The organism is Acidimicrobiales bacterium, assembly GCA_016794585.1.
Taxonomy (GTDB): Bacteria; Actinomycetota; Acidimicrobiia; order Acidimicrobiales; family DATDAH01; genus JAEUJM01.
The window spans coordinates 199409-224195 of record JAEUJM010000001.1 but is presented as its reverse complement, the minus strand read 5'-3'; the positions used below and the strand labels follow the sequence as shown (position 1 = coordinate 224195).

The window sequence follows — 24787 nt, the reverse complement described above, 5'->3', positions numbered from 1 at the left end:
CCCACCCTGGTGGGAAATGCTCGGAGGGATGACGATCGACGCCACTCCTCCCGGGCCCCCTCGAGCCTGCATCGACGGCAACGAGGCCGCCGCCCTGGTGGCCTACGCCCTCAGCGAGGTGATGGCCATCTACCCCATCACCCCCGCCACCAAGATGGGCGAGCTCGCCGACGACTGGGCGGCCGCGGCGCGGCCCAACCTCTGGGGCAGCGTCCCCGAGGTGCTCGAGCTCCAGTCCGAGGCCGGCGCCGCCGGCACCCTGCACGGCGCGCTCCAACGCGGGGCGCTCGGCACGACGTTCACGGCGTCGCAGGGCCTGCTGTTGATGATCCCGAACATGTTCAAGATCGCCGGTGAGCTCACGCCGACGGTCATCCACGTCGCCGCCCGCACCCTCGCCACCCACGCCCTGTCGATCTTCGGCGACCACAGCGACGTGATGCATGCCCGCACCACCGGCTGGGCGCTGCTCTCGTCGGGCTCGCCGCAGGAGGCCCACGACCTCGCCGCGGTCGCCCACGCCGCCACCCTCGCCTCCCGCGTCCCGTTCCTGCACTTCTTCGACGGCTTCCGCACCTCCCACGAGATCGACCCGGTGGCCCTCCTCTCCGACGACGACCTGCGCGCCCTCGTGGCCGACGAGGACGTCGTCGCGTTCCGGGGGCGGGCCCTCACTCCGGACACCCCGGTGCTGCGGGGCTCCGCCCAGAACCCCGACGTCTTCTTCCAGGGTCGCGAGGCGTCCAACCCCTTCCACCGGGCCGTCCCCGAGGTCGTGCGCGAGGCGATGGACCGCCTCGCCGAGCGCACCGGCCGGCGCTACGGGCTCGTCGAGTACCACGGCGCCGACGACGCCGACCGCGTCGTCGTGGTGATGGGCTCCGGCGCCAGCACGGTCCGCGAGACGGTCGACGCCCTGTGCGCCGCCGGCGAGCGGGTGGGTGTGGTCACCGTGCGCCTCTACCGCCCCTTCCCGGCAGCCGACCTCCTCGCCGCCCTGCCCCCGACGGCGCGCTCCGTCGCCGTGCTGGACCGCACCAAGGAGCCCGGCGCCCTGGGCGAGCCGCTCTACCAGGACGTGGTGACGGCGCTCAGCGAGGACCGCCAGGGCGCCGAGCCCGGCTTCACCGGTGCCACGCCACGGGTCATCGGCGGGCGCTACGGCCTGGCCTCGAAGGAGTTCCGCCCCGCCCACGCGAAGGCCGTCTTCGACGAGCTCGCCTCCGAGCGGCCGGCGCCGCACTTCACCGTCGGCATCGTCGACGACGTCACCCACCTGAGCCTGGCGGTGGACGACGCCTTCCGGGTCCCCCGACCCGACGGCGAGGTCCAGGCCCTCTTCTACGGCCTCGGCGCCGACGGGACGGTGGGTGCCACCAAGTCCTCGGTGAAGATCATCGGCGAGCACACCGACCTCTGGGCGCAGGGCTACTTCGAGTTCGACTCGAAGAAGTCGGGCTCGTCGACCGTGTCGCACCTGCGCTTCGGGCCCGAGCCCATCGGCTCGACCTACCTCATCGAGGACGCCGACTTCGTGGCCTGCCACCAGTTCGGTCTGCTCGAGCCCATGCGGGTGCTCGACCGGGCCCGGCCCGGCGCCACCCTCCTGGTGAACAGCCCCTATTCGGCCGACGAGGTCTGGGAGCACCTGCCCCGCACCATCCAGGAGCAGATCCTGGCCAAGGGCGTCGACCTCTGGGTGATCGACGCCTACAAGGTCGCCCGGGAGGAGGGCATGGGCACCCGCATCAACACGGTCATGCAGCCGTGCTTCTTCCAGCTCGCGGGGGTGCTCCCCGCGGACGAGGCCATCCACCACATCAAGGCGTCCATCGAGGCCACCTACGGCCGACGGGGCCGCAGCATGGTCGCCCGCAACTTCGCCGCGGTCGACCGCTCGCTGGCCGAGCTGTCCCGGGTGACCGTGCCCGCCGACGCCGGCCCGGTGGCGGCGCCGGTGCCCGTCTCGGCCATCGGCGACGACGCCCCGGACTTCGTGCAGCGGGTCACCGCCCGCCTGCTCGCCGGCGACGGCGACCTCCTGCCGGTGAGCGCCCTCCCCGTCGACGGCACCTTCCCCACGGGGACGGCGAAGTACGAGAAGCGGGCCATCGCCACCGAGCTGCCCATCTGGGACCCCGAGATCTGCATCGACTGCGCCAAGTGCGCCGTCGTGTGCCCGCACGCCGCCATCCGGGTGAAGGTGTTCGCCCCCGAGGCCCTGGAGAGCGCTCCGGACAACTTCCTCTCGAAGACCTTCCGCTCCCACGACCTGCCCGACCACCTCCTCACCGTCCAGGTGGCGCCGGACGACTGCACCGGGTGCGGCGTGTGCGTCGACGTCTGCCCGGCCAAGGACAAGACCGAGGCCAAGCACAAGGCCATCGACATGGCCCCGGCCCTCGATCACCGCGACGCCGAGCGCACCCGGTGGGACTTCTTCTCCTCCATCGCCCCGCTCGACCGGGGTCTCCTCGCCCACGACACCGCCAAGGGCTCGCAGGTGCTCGAGCCGCTGTTCGAGTTCTCCGGCGCCTGCGCCGGCTGCGGCGAGACGCCCTACCTGAAGATGCTCAGCCAGCTCTTCGGCGACCGCATGCTCGTGGCCAACGCCACGGGCTGCTCGTCGATCTACGGCGGCAACCTGCCCACGACCCCGTGGACCACGAACGCCGACGGGCGCGGGCCGGCATGGGCGAACTCGCTGTTCGAGGACAACGCCGAGTTCGGCCTCGGCCTGCGCCTGGGGCTCGACGCCCAGGTGGACCAGGCCCGACTGCTCACGCGTCGCCTCACCCCAGTGCTGGGCGAGGAGCTCGTCACCGCCCTCCTCGAGGCCGACCAGTCCGACGAGGCCGGCCTCGCCGCCCAGCGCGACCGGGTCGGGCGGGCCAAGGCGCTGCTCGGGCCGGCGGTCGACGCCGGCGACGTCGACGCCCACCACCTGCTCGCGGTGGTCGACGCGCTCGCCGACCAGTCGGTGTGGATCGTGGGCGGCGACGGCTGGGCCTACGACATCGGCTTCGGCGGGCTGGACCACGTGCTCGCCTCGGGGCGCAACGTCAACATCCTCGTGCTCGACACCGAGGTGTACTCGAACACCGGCGGGCAGGCGTCCAAGTCGACGCCCCTCGGCGCCGTGGCGAAGTTCGCGGCCTCGGGCAAGGCCACGGGCAAGAAGGATCTCGGGGCCATCGCCCGGGCCTACGGCAACGTGTACGTGGCCCAGGTCTCGATGGGCGCCAACGACCGCCAGGCCACCAAGGCCCTCCTCGAGGCCGCCGCCTGGCCGGGCCCTTCGCTGGTCATCGCCTACAGCACCTGCATCGCCCACGGCATCGACATGTCGAAGTCGATGTCGCACCAGCACGACGCGGTGAAGAGCGGGTACTGGCCGCTGTACCGCTTCCAGCCCAGCCGGGAGGACGGCGGCCACCCCTTCCGCCTCGACTCGAAACGGCCCACCCTCCCCGTGAAGGCCTTCGCCGCCACCGAGACCCGCTTCGCGGTGCTCGAGCGCACCCACCCGGACGAGGCCGAACACCTCCAGGCGCTCGCCCAGGCGGAGGTCGACGAGCGCTGGCACCTCTACGAGCAGCTGGCCGCCATCGAGCGGACCATCCCCCACGAGCCCGATCCCGACGTCGAGCCCGAGCACCCGACCGACGCCGGCTACCCGCACCACCACCATCACCACTCCCCCGACGACCACGACGCTCACGGCGACCACGACGACCACGAGGAGGAGCCGTCATGACGGTCAACCTGCACACGAGCTACCTGGGCTTCGACCTGCGGTCGCCCATCGTGGCGTCCTCCAGCCCGCTCACCGGCGACGCCACCACGCTGCGTCAGATCGGCGAAGCGGGCGCCGGCGCCATCGTCCTGCCGTCGTTGTTCGAGGAAGAGGTGCTCGAGGAGGAGCTCGAGCTGAACCAGGCCCTGGAGCAGGGCTCGGGCCAGTTCTCCGAGGCCTCGGACTACTTCCCGGCCATCCCCCGCCTCGACACGGCCTTCGACCGCTACATCGACCACCTGGCCGAGGCCAAGGAGCTCACGGAAGCACCGGTCATCGCCAGCCTCAACGCCGCCACCGGTGGTGGTTGGGTGCGCTACGCCGAGTTGCTGGAGGACGCCGGCGCCGACGCGCTCGAGCTGAACCTGTACCGGGTGGCGGCCGACCCCACCGTCGACGCCGCCGAGGTCGAGGCGCGGGACCTCGCCCTGATCCGGGGGGTGCGGGACGCCATCACCCTGCCCCTGGCGGTGAAGCTCAGCCCCTACTACTCCTCGTTCGGCCACTTCGCGGCCGCCGCGGTCGAGGCGGGCGCCGACGGCCTCGTGCTGTTCAACCGCTTCTACCAGCCCGACGTGGACCTCGAGACCCTCGACGTCGTGCCCCGGCTCGAGCTCTCGGCGCCCGGCGAGCTGCGCCTGCCCCTGCGGTGGATCGCCATGTTGCGCCCCCAACTCGGCGCCGGCGTGAGCCTCGCCGCCACCTCGGGCGTGCACTCGGGCCGGGACGCGGCGAAGGCCCTGCTGGTGGGTGCCGACGTGGCCATGACCACCTCCGCCCTCCTGCGTCAGGGCCCCCGGCGGCTGGAGGGGATGCTGCGCGAGCTGCTCACCTGGCTCGACGCCCACGGCTACGAGAGCGTGGCCCAGCTGCGCGGCTCGGTCAGCCACCGCAACGCCGACGACCCGTCGGCGTTCGAACGGTCCAACTACCGCCAGGTCCTCCAGTCGTGGAACCACCCGCTGAGCCACTGACGCCGGACGACCCACCCGCCCGCCGCCATCACCGGGGCCGCTGGGTGGCGCTCGGCGTCACGGTGGCCGTGGTGGCCGCGCTGGTGGCCGGCGCCGCGGTCCTGATCCTGCGACGCGAGCCGGGGCCCGCGTCCATCGACGAGGCTGTCGAGGACTTCAGCGGCGGCACCGACGGGACCGACGACGGGGGCGGCGCGGATGGGGTCCCCCGGCCCGCCGAGGGCGTCTACGTCTACGCCGGCGAAGGCTCTGAGTCGCTGTCCCTGCTGCCCGGCGATCACGGCCAGGGGCCGCGTCTGCCGGCCACGGTCACCCACGACGCCGACGGCTGCTGGAGCTTCCGGATCGAGCTGCACGAAGACCACTGGCAGGCGTGGGACTACTGCGCGGAGCACGGCGCGGACGGGCTGGAGCTGGTCGAGGTGGGCGGGCAGACCTTCCAGGCCTGGGACCTGGGCGTGGCCGCGGTCGGCAACACCTCGACGTTCCGCTGTCCCGACTCCGTGGTGGTGCGGGCCGGCGCGGCGCCCGGCGACCGGTGGCGCCAGGAGTGCCGGGGCACGAGCGACACGGTCTCGGGCACCACCGTGTCCGCGGGGCGCACCATCTTCGTCGGCGAGGAGACGGTCACCGTCGGCGCCGAGGAGATTCCCGCCCTGCACTACCACCAGGTGCGCGAGATGTCCGACGCCCAGTCCGGCCGTCAGGTCGAGGACTTCTGGTTCCGGGCCAGCGACGGCCTGCCCCTGCGCAACACGCGTTCCGCCTCGATCGACTCCGACTCCCCCGTCGGCGCCATCACCTACTCCGAGGAGGGCGAGTGGCGCCTCACCTCCCTGGAGCCCCGCACCTGACCGGCACGATTGGAGGGAGGTCGACTCCTTGCCGCCGGGGCATCGTGGCCGTACGCTGTCCGTACAGACAGAAAGGAACGGGCATGGCCGCCGCACCCATTCGAACGAGAGACCAGCGCATCGAGGTCCGTGCCACCGCAGAGGAGCGGACGCTCATCAGCCGGGCCGCAGCGGAGTCCGGGGCCGACCTCACCACGTTCGTCCTGACCAATCTCACCGACGCAGCCCGACGCGTCCTCGCCGACCGCGACCACTTCGAGCTGGCCCCTGAGGCGGCCGCAGAGTGGGATCGCATCAACGACGAACCCGCTCGCGACCTGCCGGGACTCCGCAAGCTCCTGGAACGTCGCTCCCCGTTCGAGAGGTGACGAGTTACCGGGCACCGGTGCCGCTCGGACCGGCACATGCCGTCGAGCAATTCGCCTGCGGCTCGTCCGAGCAGACCGATTGGCTGCGCCGCTACGCCCGCCAGTCCATCGCAGGCGGCACCACGCGTGTCTTCGTCGTCACCCCCGCCGGCGGCCACGAAGTCGTGGCGTACTACGGCTGGTGCATGGGGCAGCTCGCGCTCGAGGCAGCACCTGAGCGACTCCGCAGGGGCGCCGGACGCTACCCACAACCGGTGGCACTCCTCGCCCGCCTCGGGGTGGACTTTCGTCACGAGGGAAGGGGGCTGGGCGCCGGACTCCTCGTGGACGCCATCGCCCGGTTGTTGGGCCTGAGCGACGAGATCGGCTGCCGCGGGTTGCTCATCCACGCCGAGACCGACGCAGCGCGCGAGTTCTACCTGCACCTGATCCCGGAGCTCATCCCCAGCCCGACCGACGACCTCCACCTCGTCCTGTTGATGAAGGACGCTCGGCGGACCCTACGAGCCGAGTAGCCACGAGCACCCGAAGGGACACCATCTGGTCTCGCGACGTCTTCAAGCGACCTCGTCGGGGAGGGGGAACCAGCGGAGGTGCTCGAAGTCCGACGTGAGGTCGGGACGGGCGAGGGGCTCGGGGCGCTCGTCCTCGGCGGCGCGCCGGAGGATCGCCCGCGCCTCGTCGAGGAGCGCCGCGAAGTCCACCACCGCGTGCTCGTGCGGCCGGCTCGGGTACGACATCGACCCGCCGGCGTACGAGATGTCGTGCAGGCTCATGGGTGGCTTCGTGGGCCCGTTGCGGTGGCGCCAGAGGCCGGTGTCGGGCTCGAAGGCGTACCAGGGCAGGAGGTGGCCGCCCTCGTCGGCGACGAGGTGGACCGCGTCGAGCAGGTACCGGAAGGTGGCGTCGTCGATGAAGTAGTTGAAGTTCACCCGCGTCCAACCCGGCTTGATGCCCTCGCAGCCACGGTCGATCTCGCGCTCGAACTCGTGGGAGCGGTCGAGGTCGATGCCGAGGAGGCGGTGGCCGTAAGGACCGGCGCAGGAGCAGCCGCCTCGGGCCTGGATGCCGAAGAGGTCGTTGAGGAGGGCCACCACGAAGTTGTGGTGGAGGTAGCCGTCCTGGCCGTCGGACATGGGGTGGCGCACCACGAAGCTGACGATGGAGAGGCGCTCGGCCTTGTGGTTGCCGAGGACCTCGATGCGCTCGTTGGCCTCCCACGACTCGATGGCGAGGCGCACGAAGCGCTCCTCGCGGGCGCGGATCTCGTCGATCCCCACGGCCTCCTTCAGCTGGAACACCAGCCCGGCCCGGATGGAGTCGACGATGGCGGGGGTGCCGCCCTCCTCGCGCTGCTCGACGTCGCTGAGGTAGTCGTGCTCGCTCGGGTTGACGAAGCGGACGGTCCCGCCGCCGGGCACGTCCGGCACCCGGTTGGTGAAGAGCTCCTTGCGGGCCACCAGCAGGCCCGGCGTGCCGGGACCGCCGATGAGCTTGTGGGGCGAGACGAAGATGGCGTCGAGGTAGGCGGGGCCGGCGGCGGGCGAGCCCATGTCGATGTCGACGTACGGCGCAGCCGCCGCGTAGTCCCAGAACGAGAGCGCCCCGTGGTGGTGCAACAGGGTGGACACCGCCACGGTGTCGGTCATGATCCCGGTGACGTTCGAGGCCGCCGAGAACGAGCCGATCTTGAGCGGCCGATCGGCGTGGCGCACCAACTCGGCCTCGAGGTGGGCGAGGTCGACGTGGCCGTCGGCGTCCTCGTCGATGGTGACGACGTCGGCGATCGACTCCCGCCACGGCAGCTCGTTGGAGTGGTGCTCGAAGGGGCCCACGAACACGACCGGGCGCTCGTCGGCGGGGATGTGATCGAGCAGGTGGTAGCGGTCATCGAGCTGGCAGGGCAGGCGCAGACCCAGCACCCCGATGAGCCGGTCGACGGCGTAGGTGGAGCCGCTGCCGCAGAAGAGCACCGCGTGCTCGTCGGAGGCGCCGACGCAGCGGCGGATGATCTCGCGCGCCTCCTCGCGGAACCGGGTGGTCTGGAGGCCCGTCCCCGACGACTCGGTGTGGGTGTTGGCGTAGAGCGGCAGGACCACCGAGCGGAGGTGATCCTCGATGAACGAGAGCGAGCGCCCCGAGGCGGTGTAGTCGGCGTAGATCACCGGCCTGGGCCCGAACGGGCCGTCCACCACCTCGTCGAGGCCGATGACCCCGTCGCGGATGGCGGCGATCAGGTCGTCGGCGGGCACCCCACCAGGCTACGGCCTGCCGTGCGCGACCCTGGAGGGGTGCCCCGCCTCCTCCTCGTGCACCACACGCCGTCGCCGGCCGTGCAGTCACTGCTCGAGCGGGCCCGCGACGGCGCCGTCCACCCGGACATCGAGGGCGTCGAGCTCGTGGTCCGGCCGGCGCTCGCCGCCACCGCCATCGACGTGCTCGAGGCCGACGGCTACCTCCTCGGCACGCCGGCCAACTTCGGGTACATGAGCGGGGCCCTCAAGCACTTCTTCGACCTCGTCTACTACCCCTGCCTCGACGCCACCGGCGGGCGCCCCTACGGGCTGTACGTCCACGGCAACGACGACACCTCCGGCGCGGTGCGGGCCGTCGCCACCATCACCGCGGGGCTCGGCTGGAAGCTGGCGCAGCCCGTGCTGGAGGTCACCGGCAGCCCCGATGCGGCCGCCCTCGACGCCGCGTGGGAGCTCGGGGCGTCGCTGGCGGCCCTGCTGGCGACCGAGGCCACCTGAGCCGCCTCGGTACCATCGGGTCCGTGCCTCGGGGACCCCACCGCTCGCGCCAGGTGCTGGTCGGCGTGGTGCTGGCCGCCGCCTTTGCGGTCACCGCGGCGTCGTGCGGCCATGCCGACCGCCCCGATCTCGGCGAGGACGCGGCGCCGACGACCACCACGGTCGCCCCGACGACCACCACCGCCCCCGACCACACGACGACGGTGGTCACCACCCCGGCGACCTCGGTCGAGGTGTTCTCCGCCCCCGACGATCCGGCGCCGGCGCTGACCGTCGAGAAGCCGGGGCCGGGTCTGCAGGCGCCCGCCGACCCCCTCGCGTTCGTGGTCGAGGACGAGCAGGACGGCTGGGTCCAGGTGCAGGTGCCGGTGCGCCCAAACGGCACCACGGGCTGGATCAAGGCCGATGGCCTCCAGGAGGCCACCACGGACCTCCGCATCGAGGTGAGCCTGTCCTGGTTCCGACTCAAGATGTTCGACGGCGACGAGCTTCTGCTCGACGTGCCCGTCGCCATCGGCGCCGACGACAGCCCCACCCCCACCGGCACCTTCTTCACCACCACCCTCATGCAGGGCTACGCCCAACCCAGCGCCTACGGCATCGCCGCCATCGGCCTGTCGGGGTTCTCGGAGGTGCTCGAGAGCTTCGGCGGCGGCCCGCCCCAGATCGCCATCCACGGCACCTACGACGACGCCGCCATCGGCTCACGGGTGAGCAACGGCTGCATCCGCATGAGCAACGCCGACATCCAGTCCCTCGTGGACCAGCTCCCCCAGCACCTCGGCGTCCCGGTCACCATCGCCCCCTGATCGCTCCCCCACCTGCAACGGTGCTGACACCGTTGCAGTTGCGGCTGTGTCTTTCAGCCGGTGAAGGCGGGGGCCACCGGCAACGGCTCGGCGGCGGGCAGCGGGCAGACGCCGCCGACGGCCTCGGGCACCTCGGCGAGGCCCGTCGACGTGAAGGGCGAGGCGATGGTGCGGCTCGGGTCGGGCGCCGAGAGGCAGGGGATGTCGGCGATCTCGGTGTCCATGCGGGTGGCGCCGTGGGCGACCCGGAAGCGGGCCAGGGTCTGCGGCTGCGAGTCCACGTCGTACACGTTGACGGTACGGAACTCGACCGTGAGGGCGCACTCGTCCACCTGCACGACCGTGTAGCCGAAGTTCACGAGGTTCACGTAGGTCTGGTGCGGGTTGAGCACCGTCGAGCCGAAGCCGATGTTCACGAAGCCCTGCGTCGCTGCGTACAGGTCGCCCCCGGCGTCGCGCACGAGGTCCGGGTCGGCCGACTGCGAGCCGGTGGTGAAGGCGAAGGCCACTGCGGGGGCGTCGGGGTCGGCGAAGTCGGTGGTGAGGTGGGCGGCGATCCACACGTGGGTCTCGCCGCAGAGGAAGGCCACGTCGGTGATCCCCTGGTTCGCGATGAAGGCGAGGATCTCGTCGCGCTCGGCGGCGTAGTCGTCCCAGGCACCAAAGCCCCGCTTGGACGGGTCGAGGTTGCGCCAAGGGGCGAAGTCGGTGGGGTTGCCGATCAGCTTCCAGCGGGCGGTCGAGGTGGCGAGGCCGTCGAGCAGCCACGCCTTCTGCTCGGCGCCGAGGCAGGTGCGGCCCGCGGTCGAGGCCCCGACGTCGTCCTCGTCGAGCTCGGGATCGCGCTGGGTGCGGGTCTCGATGAGGAACAGGTCGACCAGGTCGCCCCACGCCACCTTGCGGTAGGGCCGGGTGACGTCGCCGCCGGGCGCCTCGACGGGCATGTTCTCGAACCACGCGGTCTTGGCGGCGAGCGCTCGGGCCGGGACCTCGTTGCGGTCGATGCCGTTGCGGAACTCGCCGTCGTCCCACATGGCCACCAGGGGCAGCGCCGCCTGGAGCTGCTGGAGGCGGGCGTCGCCCTTGAACTGGTGGTAGACGCCCCGGTAGTCGTCGAGGGAGATCGTGCTCCCGTCGTTGACGTAGATGTAGTCGCCGAGGTGCATGAAGAAGTCCAGGTCGCCTTCCTCGGCGGCGGCCCGCTGGGCCACCCGCTCGGTTCCCCGCTGCTGGCACGAGGCGAAGCCGAAGCGCAGCGACGAGACGGCGGCGCCCTCGGGCGGCGCCGTGCGCAGGCGCCCCACCGGGCTGGCGTCGGGTCCCACGGTGAAGCGGTAGTGGAACCAGCCGTCCGGGGTGAGCCCGGTGACCGGCACCTTGACGGTCCAGTCGGCGGCGGCCTCGGCCACGGCCACGCCGCCGGCCACGATGGTGGCGAACGACTCGTCGGTGGCGACCTCCCAGGTCACCGGGACGGGCTCGGCGCCGGCCGGCGCGACGACCCGGGTCCACACCACGGTGCCCTCGGGGAGCGGGTCGCCGGCGATCACGCCGTCGGGCCACGCGACGACGTAGCCGGCGGGGATCGGCGGCGTCTGCGCCGACGCCGACCGGGTACGCAGCCCCACCGCGGCAGCCGCACCTGTCGCGCCGATCAGCGCCAGGAAGCGCCGGCGGGTGATGGGCCCGAGGCCGGCGACGACGTCGCCCGTGCCGCTCGTGCGTCCCTGGGCCTCGGTCGTCACGGCGGGGACGCTAGCGCGGCCCGGCAACCACCTCGGTGGGCCCGGACCGCCAGGCACCCCAGGTGAAGAGCGAGGCGGCCAGCACCTGGAGCCAGAGGCCGCCGGCGTTCACGATCTCCTCGATCCCCTCGAGGCCGGGGGCCTCGTTGAACGAGTGGTAGAGAGTGTGGGGCAGGGCGAAGGCGAGGAAGACGGCGAGGGCCAGCAGCAACAGCTCCCGGCGCGGCCAGATGCAGGCCAGCAGCAGGCCCACCCCGGTGGCGAAGAAGCCCGCGCCGGCGCCGGCCGCCAGGTGCTCGTTGAACGGCGGGATGGCGGCCACCAGATCGGGCCCCACCCCGGGGAAGTTCTCGTACCAATTCCTGGTGGCCAACAGCGCCCACACACCCACCAGCAGCTGCGGGATGGCCAGCACCACCAGCACCCCGAGGCGCACCCAGCTCGGAACCCGCTCCCCCATGGCGCCACGCTATGCCCGCTCCGAGGGCCGTGATGTCCCGTGGAGCACCAACCGCTACCTCCGGGTCGCTTCGGTGGCGACCGGGACGCTCCCGTTCGGGTCCCGGTAGCGACCCGGACCAGGGAGCGCGCTCGCGAAACAGCCAGTGTCAGGTGTTCAATCTGGATTGAACACCTGACACTCTCGCATTTACACTGTCGCCATGGGTCCACGAGCCACACCTGAGGCGACCGCCGTCGCCGAGGCCTTCCGCCACCTGAACATGGAGGCCGAGGCCGTCGGCGGAAGCGTTCGCCTCGCAGCCACAGGAGACCTCGTCGCCGTCCACCTCGACGACGTCGGCCCGGAGGACCTCCAGATCGTCGTGCGGGACCGGGTGACGCTGGTCGAGGCCAGGCAGCTCCACGAGCGCGGCGCCGGATGGCTCGACCTCACGGGCCACCTCACGTTCAGGTCGCCCACCCTCGTCGTGAACGCCGATGTGCCCGGCCTGCCAGACCAGACCAGCCAGCGCAGCGTCTCGGTGTTCGCTGGAGCGGTCGTCTCCGGCATCACCGTCGCAGCGCTCGCCGCCTGGCCCCAGCCCCTCTCAGGCGTCCGCCCGACCGCCCGGATGCTCGGTGCGACACCCGGCGGCGTGTCGCTGGCGTTCCGTCGCCTCGCAGGCGCTGGCTACCTGACCTCGGACCACCGTGCCACCGCAGCGCTGTTCTGGGCGGCCGCAGCCGAGTGGCGGCCCGAGTGGATCGACCTGCCGTTGATCGCTGTGCCTCCGGGATCGGACGCCGCAGCGGTCGGGGCTCTGGCGGCCGCTCAGCTCGGCGCTCCGATCGCCGTGACCGCCGAGACTCCGCCCGAGTACCTGCTCGCATCCTCGGCTGCCTTGAAGTACGCCACGATGGCGACCCAGGCGCTCGGCCGAGACGGGCCGATGGGGCGCTACGCCGTCGCCCCCTCTCCCCTCGCCGTCAGCCTCAAGCACCCTGCCCGCCTGTCGGTCCGGATGATCCCGGTCACGTCCGAGGCGATCGTGGCGCTGTCGCTGGCCATCGACCCGGCCCGTGGCGCCGAGACCGTCCGCGCCTGGGAAGGCGACCATGTCTGGCACTGAGCCCGACGAGCCACCAGTCCCGCCGGTCCTGCTCCCCGGTGCAGCGATGGACGCCTTCATCGGCTCGATCGCCCGGCTCGCCCCTGCCGGCCCCGTCATCATCGGCGGCCTGGCCGTCATGAGCCGTGTCGGCGGCGAGCACCGCCCGACCCTCGACATCGACTCGGCGTTCAACAACGAGACCGACACGCCGACGACCACGGTCCTCGTCGCCGACGGGATCGCCACGGACGAAGACGCCATCCACCGGACCTCCTGGAGCTCGTCATCGGTCTCCTCCTCGCCCGCCTCTCCGAGTAGCGGTCAGTCGGCCTCGACGGTGTCGTAGCCACGGTGAACTGCTACCGAAGAACTGCTACCACTCCCGGAGCAACGGCCAGAACGAGAACGGCCCTGGCCGGCGTCTCCGCTGGTCAGGGCCGTGTCTGGCTGGCGCGCTTGGAGGGACTCGAACCCCCAACCTTCTGATCCGTGGTCAGCAGCATCCCCGCTGCCCAACGGCTCAGTAGGAGCGGGTGTCGACGACGTTGTCGTTGGGGTCGAGGAGGAAGGCGGTGTCGCCGTCGTTGTTCCAGATGGCCGAGCCCTGGTTGCACCAGAACAGATCGGTGGCGGTCGGCGACCCGCAGCCGGTGCGGACGGTGACGGTCCCACCGGCGGGGACGGTGAACCCGGCGGGGAAGGCGAAGCGGTGGGAGGCGGTCTCGTCCTTCAGCACCCAGCCGGTGAGGTCGACCTCGGCGCCCGACCGGTTGGCGACCACGGCGTACTCGGCGTTGGCGTCGAGGGTGTCGTCCCCCGGCGGGTCGGCCTCGATGCGCTCCACCACCAGGGCGCCGGCGTCGGCGTCCACCCGCCCGCAGGCGTCGGGCGCCCAAAGGCCCCGCTCGTCCGCCCGGGCCGCGGCCTGGGCGGCGTCGAGCTGGTCGGCCCGGGCGACGTCCGGCTCGTAGCGGAAGGCCTGGGCGAAGCCGTCCCGCACCATCGCCTCGTTGACGAAGCTGTCGCCGACGAACACGTAGCGGAGCAGCCGCCCGAACTGGTCCCGGTCGGTCTGGTCGACGACGAGGCGCACGTCCCGGCCGTCGACGAGGTCGACGAGGGCGTTCGTGGCCTCGGCGAAGAAGCACTCGTCACGCTCGGGGGTGTTGATCCCGATGAGGCGCACGTCCTCCTCGCGGCCGTCCACCTCGACCACCAGGGTGTCGCCGTCGGTCACCCGGAGCACGCGGCCCGTCCTGTCGGGGCGGTCCGGCTGCGTGGCGCCGTCCGTCGAGGTGACCGCCGGCGTGCCCGGCGCCGCCGACGACGAGACAGGGGTCGAGGACGAGGAGGGCGTGGAGGACGAGGAGCACGCGCCGGCGCCGAGCACCGCCGCCGCCACGAGCCCCACCACCGCGATCCTCACGCCTGCGTTCTACCGTCTGGGCGTGACCGAGCCCGAGCACCGACCGTGGTGGCACGAGACGACGATCTACCAGGTGTACCCGCGTTCGTTCGCCGACTCGGACGGCGACGGCATCGGTGACCTGCCCGGCATCACCGCCCGGCTCGACCACCTCGTGGACCTGGGCGTGGGCACGGTCTGGGTGTCGCCGTTCTTCTCGAGCCCGCAGGCCGACTTCGGCTACGACGTGAGCGACTACTGCGACGTCGCCCCGGAGTACGGCACCCTCGCCGACGCGGAGGCCCTGATCGCCGCCGCCCACGAGCGGGGGCTGCGGGTCATGTTCGACCTCGTGCTCAACCACTCGTCGGACCAGCACCCGTGGTTCCTCGAGTCCCGCACGTCCCGGGACAACCCCAAGGCCGACTGGTACGTGTGGCGGGACGGGCGGGGCCCGGGCGGGCGCAAGCCCCCCAACAACTGGAAGGCGGCCATCGAGGTCAAGACCGGCTGGCAGTGGGGCGAGGAGCGACAGCAGTGGTTCCTCGCGTCGTTCCTGCCGTGCCAACCGGACCTCAACTGGCGCAACCCCGACGTGAAGGCGGCCATGTTCGCCGCCGTGCGCTTCTGGCTCGACCGGGGCGTCGACGGCTTCCGCCTCGACATGTTCGGCTCGATCATGAAGGACCCCGGATTCCGGGACAACCCGCTGCGCCCGACGGCTTCACGGGTCACGCCGCCCCGCCTGTACCCCCACGAGTTCACCGAGAACACGCCCGACAACATCGAGCTGGCCCGGGAGCTGCGGGCCGTCTGCGACGAGTACGAGCCCGAGCGGGTGCTGCTCGGCGAGGTCTTCGGGCCGGCCGAGGTGCTGCAGGCCTACACGGGCGGCCCCGGGGGCGACGGCCTGCACCTCGCCTTCCTCTTCGAGTTCCTCGTGTTCAAGTACGACGCCGGCTGGTTCCACGACGTCATCGCCCGCTTCGAGCACGCGTTCCCCGCGCCGGCGCAGCCCACCTACGTGGTGGAGAACCACGACCGCAGCCGCAGCATCGACCGCCTCGGCGGCGACGAGGAGAAGGCCCGCGTGCTGGCCACCGTCCTGTTGACCGTGCGGGGCGTCCCGACGATCTACATGGGCCAGGAGCTCGGCATGGCCAACACCTACCGGCCGCTCCGCGACGCCCTCGACCCCATCGCCCGCTCGCTGGCGTGGATCCCCGAGCCGCTCTCGAAGCGCCTGCCCGAGCGGCTGAACCGCGACGAGGTGCGCTCGCCGATGCAGTGGGACGGCACCGTCCACGCCGGCTTCTGCCCGCCCGACGCCACCCCGTGGCTGGCCGTCAACGACGACCACCGCACCCGCAACGTGGCCGACCAGGTGGGCCGGCCCTGGTCGATGCTCGAGTGGTACCGCCGGCTGCTGCACCTGCGCCGCGAACGCCCCGCGCTGCACGCCGGCGACCTGCACCTGCGCAGCGGTCTCGGTGCCGGGCTCCTCGCCTACGACCGGCGCCACGGCGACGACCGGGTCACGGTGGCGGCCAACCTCGGCACCGCCGCCACGTGGGTCGAGGTCACCGACGACCTCGTCCTGCTGGCCGCCAGCGCCGAGGACGTCCGCCTCGCCGGGGGCCGCCTGCACCTCCCGCCCGACCGCGCCGCGATCGTCGGTTCGGAGGCGCCGGGCGCCGGGTAGGGACGAAGGACCCTGGCCCCCACGGCCCCGTGGGGGTTGGCTGGCCTTGGGATGAGACACCACCGACCGCTCGATCCGGACCGACAGCGCGCCGAGATGGTGGCGCGCGACCTCGCCGGCCGGGGCATCCGGGACGCGACGGTGCTGGCCGTGATGGGCGAGGTGCCCCGGGAGCGCTTCGTCGAGCCCTGCCTCGTCGAGGCGGCCTACGACGACTGCGCCCTGCCCATCGACGCCGACCAGACCATCTCGCAGCCCTACATCGTCGCCCTCATGACCGAGGCCCTCGAGCTGCGGCCCACCGACCGGGTGCTGGAGATCGGCACCGGTTCCGGGTACGCCGCCGCCGTGCTCGGGCGCATCGCCGCCGAGGTCTGGACCGTCGAGCGCCACCAGTGCCTGGCCACGCAGGCCACCGAGCGGCTGGCCGAGCTGGGGCTCGACAACGTGACCGTGGTGGTCGGCGACGGCACCCTCGGGTGGCCCGACGCCGCCCCCTACGACGCCATCGTGGTCACCGCCGGCGGCCCGACCGTCCCGAAGGCGCTGCTGGACCAACTGGCCGACGGCGGCCGCCTCGTCATGCCCGTCGGGGCCGGCCAGCACGACCAGGAGCTCGAGCGGGTGCGCCGCCAGGGCGACGACCTGCGCACCGAGCCTCTCGGCCCGGTGCGCTTCGTGCCACTGGTGGGCGAGCAGGGCTGGGCGGCCGGCGAGCCGCCCAGCACCTATCCGCTGGCTCTCTAGCGGTCAGAGCGCCCGTCGGCCGAGACGGCGGGCGAGCGATCCAGGATCACGGGCCGGCGGGGACGGCCTCGCACTTGGTGATGGAGTTGGTGCCGGTGCCACCGATGCAGGTGTCGAACTCGCTGCCACCGTTCAACGTGTCGTTGCCGCCGGCGCCGTCGAGCTCGTCGTTGCCGGCCTGGCCCCGGAGGGTGTCGTTGCCGCCGCGCCCGCAGACGACGTCGGCGCCCGAGCCGGCGTTGATCACGTCGACGCCCGCGGTGCCGACGATGACGTCATTGCCGGCCGTCGGGGCGCCGTAGGCCCCGAGCAGCACCGTCGCCACATCACCCGAGCACTTCGGGGTGGTCAGACGGCCGACCCGGCCGTTGCCCTGGCCGGCGAACCAGATGTTGTCGTCCGGGCCGACGGTGATGCCCTGAGGGAACTCGAGGTTGACGTTGGCGAAGGTCGTCACGGCGCCCGAGAGCGTCACCCGGGCGAGGCGGTCGGGGTTGCCCTCGGTGGCCCACAGGTTGCCGTCGGGGCCGGCCACGACCGCGGTCGCGCCCGACACGCCGGGGATGCTGCTGAAGCTGCCTGCGGTGGTGACCCGGCCGAGGCTGCTGTTCGAGCTGTTGGCGTACCAGAGGGCACCGTCGGGGCCCGTCGTGATCCCGAGCGGGGCCCGGACGTGGGTGGCGTTGACGAACGTCGTGATCGAGCCCGCCGTGCTGATGCGGCCGATGCGGTTGTTGGTGAGCGAGGTGAACCAGAGCGCGCCGTCGGGGCCGGCGGTGATGTCCCAGGGGCCGTCCACGTTCGCGTTCGTGAAGGTGGTGACCGATCCGGCGGGGGTGATCCGGCCGATGCGGTCGTTGTCCTTGCTGGTGAACCAGAGGTTGCCGTCGGGCCCGGCGGTGATGGCCTGGGGGCGGTTGATGTTCACGTTGGTGAACAGGGTCACCGTGCCCGTGGGGGTGATGCGGCCGATGCCGCTGGCCTGGCGGGCGGTGAACCAGAGGTTCCCGTCGGGGCCGGCCACGATGTCGTTCGGGCCGTAGAGCGGGTCCTGCGGGAAGACGGTCACGGTGCCGGACGGCGTCACCTTGCCGATCTTGTCGCCGTTGGAGCTGGCGAACCAGATGTTGCCGTCGGGCCCGGTGGTGACGCTGTCGGGCGAGCCCATGCCCGCGGCGGTGAAGGTGGTGATCCCGTTGATGGCGGCGCCGGCGGGCGCGGCCCCGACGGTGGCGGCCGCCAGGGCGCACAGGAGGCTCGCGACCGCGAGCAGGCAGAGGTGTCGTCGCATGGTTGCATCATCGCCCACGCGGGGGTCGGTTCCATGAGCAGCCCCTACTCAAATCCACCGCACCCCGGGGGCCGGGCTACTCAGGCGCGGTCGCCCGTCGTTGCGCGCCGGCAGCGCGGACCCGCGAGAATCAGGGCATGGATCTGACGGTGGGCGCCATCCCCTTCTACTTCTCGAGCATGGGGGCCGAGGCCTGGTACCTGAAGCGCCGGGCCGAGCGCGAGGGGCCGTCGACGTCCGACTACGAGCGTGACGACACGCTGGCCAACCTCGCCATGGGCACCCTCAGCCTCGTCGTGCCCCTCGCCACCCGGGCCCTGGCCGAGAAGATCGCCCCGCAGCGCTCCAAGGTGGGCAAGGGCCTCATCGCCGCCGCGGTGGCCGGCGCCGCCGTGACCACCTGGGCCGACCGCCGCTCCCGCAAGGCCCGCCGGGCCGAGGAGCGCGAGCAGGCCCGCCAGGTGGCCCGCATCGCCGGCCCCGCCACCGTCGCCGCCGGCGGCCTCGCCGCGGCAACCGCCTTCGCCACCGCCACCAGCCCCAAGGCCCTCTGGGGCTCGAAGGGTCGGCGGGGCCGAGACCTCGGCACCGGCGCCCTCGCCCTCGGCGTCGCCATCGCCGGTTGGGACTTCATCTACTACTGGAACCACCGCTTCGACCACGAGACCCGCTACCTGTGGGCGTACCACGTGGCCCACCACTCGTCCGAGCGCTACAACCTCTCCACGGCGCTACGCCAGCCCGTGGCCGACGTGCTCAACGTGGCGCTCCCCTACGGCGCCCTCACCCTGGTGGGCGTCCGGCCGGCGCTCATCGAGACCGCCCGCCAGATCAACCTGATCTACCAGTACTGGATCCACACCGACGTGATCCGCACCCTCGGCCCCGCCGAGGAGGTGCTCAACACCGCCTCGCACCACCGGGTGCACCACGGCAGCAACCGCCGCTACATCGACCGCAACCACGGCTCGATCCTCATCGTCTGGGACCGCCTGTTCGGCACCTTCGAGCGCGAGGACCCCGACGAGCCCGTGGTGTACGGCCTCACCAAGAACATCAAGTCCCACAACCCCGTGCGCATCACCGACCACGAATACCTCGACATCGTCCGCGACGTCGCCGACTCGGACAACTGGCGCGACCGCCTCTCCTTCGTCTTCCGCGGCCCCGGCTGGGCCTACACCCGCCGCGCCGAGCTCGACGCCGTCACCGAGGCCGAGGGCGCCGTCGCGTCGGCCGCCGCCTGACGCCACCGCCTACGGTGGGCGCATGATCTACGGCCTCGGCATCTTCTTCTTCGTCGCGATCCTGCTCATCGCCGCCTTCGTGAAGGTGAAGAAGCGCGACGCCGCCTACGGGCGGGGCGAGGGCTTCGAGGAGTAGCCCTCCCCCGGAGCTCAGAAGGCCAGCAGCTCGCGGGCGGCGGCCCCGATGTCGTCGACCTGGGGCAGCACGGCCCGCTCCAGGGTGGGCTCGTAGGCCACGTGGCAGTCCTGCGCCGCCACGCGGCGCACCGGAGCGTCGAGGTCACAGAACAGCTCGTCGGCGATCCACGCCGCCACCTCCGCACCCCAGCCGCCGGTGCGGACGTCCTCGTGGACGACGAGGGCCCGGCCGGTCCGGCGCACCGACTCGCCCACGAGATCGTGGTCCCAGGGCGAGATCGTGCGCAGGTCGATCACCTCGACCTCGGGGCCCTCGCCCCCGGCCGCGATCGCGTCGGCGGCCTCCAACGACTTCTGCACGGTGGCGCCCCAGGTGACCACCGTGAGGTGGTGGCCCGGGCGGCGGACCGCCGCCTTGCCGAACGGGACGACGTAGTCGTCGGGCGGGTACGGGTCCGCCGCGTACGGCTGGCGCAGCAGGTGCTTGTGCTCGCAGAACAGCACCGGGTCCTCGGCGAGGAACGCGGCGCGCAGCAGGCCCACGGCGTCGCGCGCCCTTGAGGGGAAGGCCACCACCAGGCCGGGGACGTGGGCGAAGATCGACTCGCCGCACTGCGAGTGCCAGATCGAGCCGCCGGTCAGGTAGCCGCCGATGGGCACCCGCAGCACCATCGGGCAGGTGAAGGCGCCGTTCGAGCGCCAGCGGATGGTGGCCGCCTCGCTCTTGATCTGCTGGGTGGCGGGCCAGATGTAGTCGAAGAACTGGATCTCGGGCGCCGGCCGCAGACCGCGGAGCGCCTGCCCCACGGCCCGACCGACGATGTTGGCCTCGGCCAGCGGTGTGTTGTAGCAGCGGGCCTGGCCGAACTCGCGCTGCAGGCCGTGGGTGGTGCCGAACACGCCCCCCTTGCCCTCGAGCTCGGCCAGGACGGCCTCGCGGGCGTCGGCCACGTCCTCACCGAAGACCCGGATGCGCTCGTCGGCGGCCATCAGCTCGTGCAGCGCACGGTTGACGGCGTCCCCGAAGGCGATCGGGTCCCCGTCGTCGGGCGGCGGCGGGGACTCGACCACGGCGGGCAGGCGCACGACCTGGTCGGCGACCGTGGCCGGGTCGGGCCGGGCGGCAGCACGGGCGGCCTTGGTGGCGTCGGCCACGAGGGCCTTGGCCTCGGCGTGGACGTCGGCCACCTGCTCGGTGGTGAGCACGCCGGCGCCGACCAGGGTCTCGGCCATGCGCGCCAGCGGGTCGTGCGCCGCCTCCCGGGCCAGCTCGTCGGCGGTGCGGTACTTCGACTGCGTGTCGGCCGACGAGTGCGAGTAGGGCCGGGTGACCTCGGCGTGCAGCAGTGCCGGCCCGACCCCGGCCCGGACGTGGGCGATGGCCGGTGCGGCCTGGCGGCGCACGGCCCAGTAGTCCGTGCCGTCGAGGCGGTGGACCTCGAGGCCGGCGAAGCCCCGCACGAGGTCCGACACCGGCGCCGGCGCCTGATTCGCCGTGGGGACCGAGATGGCGTACCCGTTGTCGGCCACGACGTAGAGCACGGGGAGGTGGAGGGTGCAGGCGGTGTTGAGGCTCTCCCAGAACTCGCCCTCGGAGCAGGCGCCCTCGCCCAGGGAGACGTAGGTGAGCTCGTCGCCGTGGGCGGTGCAGCCGGGCAGGTCGGGGCGACGGGAGAGGTAGCGGGCCGCCTCGGCGCAGCCCACCGCCGGCAGGCACTGGCTGCCCGTCGGGCTGGACTGGGTGACGATGTTCAGGCGGGCGGAGCCCCAGTGGGCCGGCATCTGGCGGCCGCCCGAGGCCGGGTCCTCCGCGGAGCCGAGGGCCTGGAGGAGCACCTCGTACGGCGTCACCCCGAGGCCCAGGACGAGGGCCAGGTCCCGGTAGTAGGGGAAGAACCAGTCGTAGGCGGGCCGCAGGTGGCGGGCGAGGCCGAGCAGCAGCGCCTCGTGACCGGCCCCCGAGATCTGGAAGAACACCTCGCTGCGCTTCTGCAGGTTGATCTCGCGGTCGTCGATGGCGCGGGACACGCACGCGAGGCAGAAGTCCTCGAGCGCCTCGACCGTCGCCACGCCGCGGATGGTCGCCGGCGCCCCGTCCGGCATCGGGCGGTCGGCCAGCAGCCGAGCCACGGTGTCGGTGATGGCGGTGTCGGTCATGGACTGCCTCCGGTCTCCGCCCACCAGTCCCGCGTCTCGAGCAACTCGCGTACGCGGGCGAGGAAGGCGGACGCGTAGGCGCCGTCCATGGCCCGGTGGTCGAACGAGAGGGCCAGGTTGCCCACCGGGTGGAAGGCCAATCCGTGGCCCCCGCCGTCCAGTTCCACGGCGACGGGCCGGACCTTGACGCCGTCGGTGGAGAGGATGGCCACCTGCGGCTGGTTGATGATCGGGCCCGTGAGCAGGGTCCCGTAGCGGCCGGCGTTGGTGAGGGTGAAGGTGCCGCCGGCCATGTCGTCCGGCCCGATCGAACGGACCCGGGCCGCCGCCGACCGCTCGGCGATGGCCTCGGCCAGCGCCGGCAGGCGCAGCCGGTCGGCGCCCCGCACCACCGGGACGACCAGGCCTTGGAAGTCGAGGTCGACGGCGATGCCGAGGTGGACGCTCGTGTGCACGTCGAGCCCGTCGCCCGCCACCCGGGCGTTGACGAGGGGGAAGTCCGCCAGCGCGTCCACGACCGCCCGGGCGATGAAGGGCAGCCACGTGAAGCCGCCGGCCTCCCGCGGGCCGGCCACCGCCTGGTAGTCCACGTCGGCGACGACGAGCGTGTGGGCCGCCGTGGCCAGCGAGGCGGTCATGCGCTCGGCGATCGTGCGGCGCAGCGGCGTGAAGACCACGTGCTCGACGTCCGGGTCCGCCGCGGCGGCACCCGCCCCGTCGGCTGACGCGATGGCGGCGAGCACGTCGTCCCTCGTGACCCGACCACCGGCCCCGGAGCCGGTCAGTCCCGTCAGGTCGAGGTCGTGCTCGGCGGCCAGGCGGCGCACGACCGGCGAGCGGAACGCAGCCGGGCCGCTCCCGTCGGCCGACGCGCGGGCCGGCGCCGAGGTCAACGAAGAGATCGAAGAAGAGGTCGACGACGGTGCCGATGCCGTGGGCGTGCCCAGCGCGGGCATGGGAGCGCGCGCCACTTCGTCGACCGCGAGCCCGACGTCGTCCGCGATCGCCGCCTCGACCGGCGCCGCCCCCGCGGTGCGGATGCGGGCGATGGCCACCCCGATGGCCACCGTCTCGCCCTCGGCCACCAGCACCTCGTCGAGCACGCCGTCCGCCGGCGCGGGGACGTCGGCGTCCACCTTGTCGGTCGAGATCTCGAGCAGCGGCTCGTCCTCCACGACCGCGTCACCTGGCCCCTTCAGCCAGGACGTGACGGTCCCCTCGGTCACGGTCTCGCCCATCTGCGGCATGGTCACGACGACCACGCCCTCCTCGGGATCGGCCATGCGCCCCCCAAACCGGCGTCGGTCCCATCTTGCTACCCCCGCGCCGTCCGGGACAGGCCTTCCGGGACGTTCGCCTCTGGCTCGTGGCCCCTGGTGAAGGGATGGTGGATCCGTGCAACGGCCCCTGCCCCCGACGCTGACGTTCCTGGGCGCGGCCCGGACGGTCACGGGCAGCAAGTTCCTCGTCGAGGCCGGTGAGCACCGGGTGCTGGTCGACTGCGGGCTCTACCAGGGGCCCAAGCGCCTGCGGGAGCGGAACTGGCTCCGACTGCCGCTCGACCCCTCGACCTTCGACGCGGTCGTCCTGACCCACGCCCACGTCGACCACTGCGGGTACGTGCCGCGGCTCGTGCAGGACGGGTTCACCGGCCCCGTGTACGCCACGTCGGGCACCCGGACCCTCGCCGGCATCGTGCTCCCCGACAGCGGCCACCTCCACGAGGAGGAGGCCCGCTTCGCCAACCGCCGGGGCTACTCGAAGCACGACCCGGCGCTGCCGCTCTACACGGAGGACCAGGCCCGGGCGTCGCTCGAGCAGTTCGTCGACCTGCCGTGGGGACGCGAGACCGAAGTCGTCCCCGGTGTCGGAGTGACCCCGCGGTGGGCCGGGCACATCCTGGGTGCCGCCTCGCTGTCGGTGCGCCTCGGTGACCGACGGGTCGCCTTCAGCGGTGACCTCGGCCCCCACGACCACCCGATCCTGCCGCCGCCCGACCCCCTCGGCGAGGCCGACCTCGTGCTCGTCGAGTCCACCTACGGCGACGAGTCCCGACCCGAGAGCGACGCCCCCGACCGCCTGGCGGAGGTCATCACCCGGGTCGCGGCACGGGGCGGCGTCATGGTGATCCCGGCCTTCGCGGTGGACCGCACCGAGGTCGTGCTCTGGCACCTCCAGGAGCTCCAGCGCGCCGGGCGGGTCCCCGCCCTCCCCGTGTTCGTCGACAGCCCGATGGCCAGCCGGGCCCTCGCCGCCTACACGGAGGCGGCGTCCGCGCACGAGCGCGACATCCGCCCCGAGCTGTGGGACCAGCCGCTGTTCAGCGACCTCCAGCTCCACCAGGCCCACACCCGCGAGGAGTCCCAGGCCCTCGACGAGCGCCACGGGCCGTTCATCCTCGTGTCGGCCTCGGGCATGGCCACCGGCGGGCGCATCCTGCACCACCTCGCCGCCCGCCTCGGCGATCCCCGCAACGCCGTCGTGCTCGTCGGCTTCCAGGCCCCTGGCACCCGCGGCGCCGCCCTCGCCGAGGGGGCGCGCACCATCAAGATGTTCGGTCAGTACCACCGCGTGCGCGCCGAGGTGGCTCGGGTGGTGCTGTCCGCCCACGCCGACCGCGACGACCTGCTCGCCTGGCTCGCGACCGGAACCACCCCACCCGAGACGGTGTTCGTGGTGCACGGCGAGCCGGACGCGGCCGAGTCGCTGGCCGAGGCCGTCGACCGCGACCTGGACCTGCCCGCGGTCGTGGCCCGAAACGGCGAACGCATCCGTCTCGACGCCCGCCCCAGTCCCGGCGGCTGATCCCCGCCCCGTTGGGTAGGTTGCGGTCATGGCACGAGACCGATCGGCGAAGATGGCGAAACGAGCGGCCCGGAAGTTCGCGATCGCAGGGTCGGTCGCCGTGGCCAACGAATTCGCCCCCGAGGCCTCCGAGGCGGGCCGCAAGGTGCTGTGGAAGGTCGTCGCCTTCTCGTCGGGAAGCGTCGCCGCCCTCGTGTCCCACCAGGTGGTGAAGTTCGCTTTCGCCAAGGTGACGGGCACGAACGAGTCGCCCGACCCGATGGATCCCGACACCCCGCTGTCCCTCGCGGTCAGCTGGGCGGTCGCCATCGCCGTCGGCGTCGTTGTCGGCCGCCGGGTCGGCCAGCGCCTCGCCGAGAAGGGCTGGGAGAAGGCCTTCCACGAGCCGCCGCCGAAGCCGGCGCCCGCCGGCGCCTGAGGCGCCCCGCCCGCCGTCCTACGAT

At 72.6% G+C, this 24787-nt stretch carries 21 protein-coding genes; 14 read left to right on the top strand and 7 right to left on the bottom strand.

Annotated features, from left to right (window positions below; genetic code table 11):
• The first annotated feature begins 28 nt into the window (after positions 1-28).
• The 5 genes from nifJ (at position 29) to JNK12_00905 (ending at position 6507) form a co-directional block, all read left to right on the top strand.
• Positions 29-3757, top strand: coding sequence for a pyruvate:ferredoxin (flavodoxin) oxidoreductase (gene nifJ / locus JNK12_00925; GenBank protein ID MBL8774454.1), 3729 nt, complete (start codon positions 29-31; stop codon positions 3755-3757).
• Entirely contained in the window at positions 3754-4770 is a 1017-nt protein-coding gene (locus tag JNK12_00920; protein MBL8774453.1) for a dihydroorotate dehydrogenase-like protein, read from the top strand. Before nifJ ends, JNK12_00920 begins: the two co-directional genes overlap by 4 nt.
• On the top strand, positions 4746-5624 hold the full coding sequence (locus JNK12_00915; protein MBL8774452.1) for a hypothetical protein: 879 nt from the start codon (positions 4746-4748) through the stop codon (positions 5622-5624). The genes JNK12_00920 and JNK12_00915 overlap by 25 nt, the downstream gene beginning before the upstream one ends.
• A gap of 83 nt (positions 5625-5707) precedes the next feature.
• Positions 5708-5992, top strand: a complete 285-nt coding sequence (locus JNK12_00910) for a DUF1778 domain-containing protein (protein MBL8774451.1) — start codon at positions 5708-5710, stop codon at positions 5990-5992.
• 17 nt (positions 5993-6009) lie between these two features.
• The gene (locus JNK12_00905) at positions 6010-6507 is read left to right on the top strand and encodes a hypothetical protein (GenBank protein ID MBL8774450.1); all 498 of its coding nucleotides are present in this window, start codon (positions 6010-6012) and stop codon (positions 6505-6507) included.
• A 42-nt stretch (positions 6508-6549) separates the two neighbouring features.
• Here the strand turns inward: JNK12_00905 and JNK12_00900 are convergent, their stop codons facing one another.
• A complete protein-coding gene (locus tag JNK12_00900; protein MBL8774449.1) occupies positions 6550-8244 on the bottom strand; it encodes an aminotransferase class V-fold PLP-dependent enzyme in 1695 nt (564 codons plus the stop codon).
• Positions 8245-8283: 39 nt separating this feature from the next.
• On the opposite strand from JNK12_00900, the gene JNK12_00895 reads away from it, so the two are divergent.
• Positions 8284-8745, top strand: coding sequence for a flavodoxin family protein (locus tag JNK12_00895; GenBank protein ID MBL8774448.1), 462 nt, complete (start codon positions 8284-8286; stop codon positions 8743-8745).
• 23 nt (positions 8746-8768) lie between these two features.
• Complete coding sequence (locus JNK12_00890; GenBank protein MBL8774447.1) at positions 8769-9554, top strand: L,D-transpeptidase; 786 nt, start codon at positions 8769-8771, stop codon at positions 9552-9554.
• A 53-nt stretch (positions 9555-9607) separates the two neighbouring features.
• Here the strand turns inward: JNK12_00890 and JNK12_00885 are convergent, their stop codons facing one another.
• Both JNK12_00885 and JNK12_00880 read right to left on the bottom strand, forming a co-directional pair.
• Positions 9608-11299, bottom strand: a complete 1692-nt coding sequence (locus JNK12_00885; GenBank protein ID MBL8774446.1) for an alkaline phosphatase D family protein — start codon at positions 11297-11299, stop codon at positions 9608-9610.
• A gap of 10 nt (positions 11300-11309) precedes the next feature.
• Positions 11310-11759, bottom strand: coding sequence for a hypothetical protein (locus JNK12_00880; GenBank protein ID MBL8774445.1), 450 nt, complete (start codon positions 11757-11759; stop codon positions 11310-11312).
• Between the two features lie 202 nt (positions 11760-11961).
• Between JNK12_00880 and JNK12_00875 the strand changes: the two genes are divergently transcribed.
• Together JNK12_00875 and JNK12_00870 are read left to right on the top strand one after the other, a co-directional pair.
• Entirely contained in the window at positions 11962-12870 is a 909-nt protein-coding gene (locus JNK12_00875) for a hypothetical protein (protein ID MBL8774444.1), read from the top strand.
• On the top strand, positions 12857-13198 hold the full coding sequence (locus tag JNK12_00870) for a hypothetical protein (protein ID MBL8774443.1): 342 nt from the start codon (positions 12857-12859) through the stop codon (positions 13196-13198). Before JNK12_00875 ends, JNK12_00870 begins: the two co-directional genes overlap by 14 nt.
• Before the next feature lie 174 nt (positions 13199-13372).
• Here the strand turns inward: JNK12_00870 and JNK12_00865 are convergent, their stop codons facing one another.
• Positions 13373-14098: a lamin tail domain-containing protein gene (locus tag JNK12_00865; protein MBL8774442.1), complete on the bottom strand. Its 726-nt coding sequence runs from the start codon at positions 14096-14098 to the stop codon at positions 13373-13375.
• A gap of 31 nt (positions 14099-14129) precedes the next feature.
• On the opposite strand from JNK12_00865, the gene JNK12_00860 reads away from it, so the two are divergent.
• Both JNK12_00860 and JNK12_00855 read left to right on the top strand, forming a co-directional pair.
• Positions 14130-15959: a DUF3459 domain-containing protein gene (locus tag JNK12_00860; GenBank protein ID MBL8774441.1), complete on the top strand. Its 1830-nt coding sequence runs from the start codon at positions 14130-14132 to the stop codon at positions 15957-15959.
• Between the two features lie 96 nt (positions 15960-16055).
• Entirely contained in the window at positions 16056-16706 is a 651-nt protein-coding gene (locus JNK12_00855; protein MBL8774440.1) for a protein-L-isoaspartate(D-aspartate) O-methyltransferase, read from the top strand.
• 46 nt (positions 16707-16752) lie between these two features.
• Here JNK12_00855 and JNK12_00850 read toward each other — a convergent pair whose 3' ends face one another.
• On the bottom strand, positions 16753-17997 hold the full coding sequence (locus tag JNK12_00850; protein MBL8774439.1) for a hypothetical protein: 1245 nt from the start codon (positions 17995-17997) through the stop codon (positions 16753-16755).
• A 137-nt stretch (positions 17998-18134) separates the two neighbouring features.
• Between JNK12_00850 and JNK12_00845 the strand changes: the two genes are divergently transcribed.
• Positions 18135-19244: a sterol desaturase family protein gene (locus JNK12_00845; protein MBL8774438.1), complete on the top strand. Its 1110-nt coding sequence runs from the start codon at positions 18135-18137 to the stop codon at positions 19242-19244.
• A 150-nt stretch (positions 19245-19394) separates the two neighbouring features.
• Here JNK12_00845 and JNK12_00840 read toward each other — a convergent pair whose 3' ends face one another.
• A complete protein-coding gene (locus JNK12_00840; protein ID MBL8774437.1) occupies positions 19395-21539 on the bottom strand; it encodes a dehydrogenase E1 component subunit alpha/beta in 2145 nt (714 codons plus the stop codon).
• Entirely contained in the window at positions 21536-22801 is a 1266-nt protein-coding gene (locus tag JNK12_00835; GenBank protein ID MBL8774436.1) for a 2-oxo acid dehydrogenase subunit E2, read from the bottom strand. The genes JNK12_00840 and JNK12_00835 overlap by 4 nt, the downstream gene beginning before the upstream one ends.
• Positions 22802-22934: 133 nt before the next feature.
• On the opposite strand from JNK12_00835, the gene JNK12_00830 reads away from it, so the two are divergent.
• Together JNK12_00830 and JNK12_00825 are read left to right on the top strand one after the other, a co-directional pair.
• On the top strand, positions 22935-24344 hold the full coding sequence (locus JNK12_00830) for an MBL fold metallo-hydrolase (GenBank protein ID MBL8774435.1): 1410 nt from the start codon (positions 22935-22937) through the stop codon (positions 24342-24344).
• Positions 24345-24372: 28 nt separating this feature from the next.
• Positions 24373-24762 carry a DUF4235 domain-containing protein gene (locus tag JNK12_00825; protein ID MBL8774434.1) on the top strand — a complete coding sequence of 130 codons (390 nt, stop codon included), beginning with the start codon at positions 24373-24375 and terminating at the stop codon, positions 24760-24762.
• Positions 24763-24787: the final 25 nt, after the last annotated feature.

Bases quoted from the DNA above. Each gene is read 5' to 3' on its own strand.
- nifJ (MBL8774454.1), top strand. From the start codon at position 29: ATGACGATCGACGCCACTCCTCCCGGGCCCCCTCGAGCCTGCATCGAC.
- JNK12_00920 (MBL8774453.1), top strand. From the start codon at position 3,754: ATGACGGTCAACCTGCACACGAGCTACCTGGGCTTCGACCTGCGGTCG.
- JNK12_00910 (MBL8774451.1), top strand. From the start codon at position 5,708: ATGGCCGCCGCACCCATTCGAACGAGAGACCAGCGCATCGAGGTCCGT.
- JNK12_00880 (MBL8774445.1), bottom strand. From the start codon at position 11,759: ATGGGGGAGCGGGTTCCGAGCTGGGTGCGCCTCGGGGTGCTGGTGGTG.
- JNK12_00875 (MBL8774444.1), top strand. From the start codon at position 11,962: ATGGGTCCACGAGCCACACCTGAGGCGACCGCCGTCGCCGAGGCCTTC.
- JNK12_00870 (MBL8774443.1), top strand. From the start codon at position 12,857: ATGTCTGGCACTGAGCCCGACGAGCCACCAGTCCCGCCGGTCCTGCTC.
- JNK12_00855 (MBL8774440.1), top strand. From the start codon at position 16,056: ATGGTGGCGCGCGACCTCGCCGGCCGGGGCATCCGGGACGCGACGGTG.
- JNK12_00850 (MBL8774439.1), bottom strand. From the start codon at position 17,997: ATGCGACGACACCTCTGCCTGCTCGCGGTCGCGAGCCTCCTGTGCGCC.
- JNK12_00845 (MBL8774438.1), top strand. From the start codon at position 18,135: ATGGATCTGACGGTGGGCGCCATCCCCTTCTACTTCTCGAGCATGGGG.
- JNK12_00840 (MBL8774437.1), bottom strand. From the start codon at position 21,539: ATGACCGACACCGCCATCACCGACACCGTGGCTCGGCTGCTGGCCGAC.
- JNK12_00825 (MBL8774434.1), top strand. From the start codon at position 24,373: ATGGCACGAGACCGATCGGCGAAGATGGCGAAACGAGCGGCCCGGAAG.